Source organism: Spirosoma litoris (genome assembly GCF_054776755.1).
This window is the reverse complement of sequence record NZ_BAAHBI010000088.1, coordinates 1-645: the sequence shown is the minus strand read 5'-3', so window position 1 is coordinate 645 and position 645 is coordinate 1. Positions and strand designations below refer to the sequence as shown.

At 55.8% G+C, this 645-nt stretch carries 1 pseudogene; it reads left to right on the top strand.

Going from position 1 to position 645, the window contains the following annotated elements:
- A pseudogene (locus ACYVGR_RS37595) lies at window positions 1–645 on the top strand (hypothetical protein); the annotation flags it as partial.

Below are 645 nucleotides of genomic sequence, written 5' to 3'. Positions count from 1 at the left end.
TACCGAAACCTACACGGCCTATTGTGCCGCTGCGTCAGGAACCTGCCGGAGCGATGTGTCCAGTGGGCTGACCATCACGGTCTTGGGTAAAGTAGCGATCCCAACGGTCGTAGATAAAACCAATACGTGTCCGATGACAACGGTGGATCTATCGACAGCGGTGACGAGCCAGGTGACGACAGCAGGTGGTCTATTCGAGTACTATACGGATGCCGCACTGACCAACAAAGTAGCCAATTCGGCTGCCGTTGGTGGGGGTACATACTACGTAATCGAGCGGACCAGCACTGGTTGCGTGAGTCTACCCGCTGCGATTCATGTGCAGATTACTACGTGCACCGAACCAACCCCTTGCGATGGGGTTAACCCAGCCACGGCCAATGCGGGTGCTGATGCGCGTGTTTGTTCAACGGCGAGTTATCAATTACAGGGTGCCATGGGGGGCGGTGGCAACACCGCTCACTGGACCACCAGTGGTAACGGAAGCTTCGATAACCCGTACTCGCTCCATGCGATCTATACCGCCAGTGGAGATGATGTACAGGCTACCCAGGTAACGCTGACACTGACGGTAAGTACCACCAACGTGAACTGCCCAGTGGCTACCGATCAACTGGTGCTGACGCTGAATGGCGTGAAAACGAC